Source organism: Pseudoalteromonas sp. NZS37 (assembly GCF_015864265.1).
In the GTDB taxonomy this organism is placed as follows: Bacteria; Pseudomonadota; Gammaproteobacteria; order Enterobacterales; family Alteromonadaceae; genus Pseudoalteromonas; species Pseudoalteromonas arctica.
Map to the genome: position 1 here is coordinate 1 of NZ_JADYXL010000062.1, position 732 is coordinate 732.

At 66.4% G+C, this 732-nt stretch carries 1 protein-coding gene; it reads right to left on the minus strand.

Annotation, left to right across the window (positions count from 1 at the left end):
* Positions 1-136: 136 nt before the first annotated feature.
* Entirely contained in the window at positions 137-574 is a 438-nt protein-coding gene (locus I6F47_RS20415; RefSeq protein ID WP_114488115.1) for a hypothetical protein, read from the minus strand.
* Positions 575-732: the final 158 nt, after the last annotated feature.

Below are 732 nucleotides of genomic sequence, written 5' to 3' on the forward strand. Positions count from 1 at the left end.
ACGTCATCCGCTACCAGGTCGAAGACCCCCTCGACGTAAACGGCAACGCTCGGGATGTCGGCTGTCGGCTCATCACCGAACACCAGGTGTACCGGCAGCCCAGTGGTTGGGGCGGCCGAGAAGATCAGGCTCGTGCTCATGAGAGCGCCGTTGCGCCCAGTATCGCCCGGCCTCCTGCGTAGAGATTCACGCCGTCAGCGCCGTCCAGTTTGAACGGCCCGTCGCCCGCCATGTCGGTCACGTCGCCATCGGCGATGGGGTCACCTTCACTGGTTGCCAGCCGGCCCCACACCGCTGCCCCGTTGACTGCGATCAGGTCGCCGATCACAGACTCCTGCGTGAGCAGAATCCCTGTCAGTTCGACCGTGCCGCACGGCTTCGTGAGCACCAAGGTTGCCAGGGCGGCGCCCCCCGGAACGTCACCAGAGGTGGCCGGGCGCGTCGTGCCGTAGATTTCCAGTTGCGCGGGACCAGAGCCTGCGTCGGCCAGGTCGATCAGAGCCTGCAGCACAGCAGGTCGAGCTGACACGAGCGCAGCCGCGCGCGCAGCAGCCGAGAGTGCCAGCGTGGTCATCCTGGGTAGCCCTCGGGCTCGATGCGGTCGGCGATGACGGCGCGGAAATCGGCGCTCGGGTAGATGGCGATTACGCTGTACGTGTAGTTTTCGTCCACACCCTCGAACGCGCCTTCCCCCGTGGTCGGGTCCGACCACTCTTCGCGGATCACCTTGCC

Coding starts and splice junctions, on each gene's coding strand:
- I6F47_RS20415 (WP_114488115.1), bottom strand. CDS start 574: ATGACCACGCTGGCACTCTCGGCTGCTGCGCGCGCGGCTGCGCTCGTG.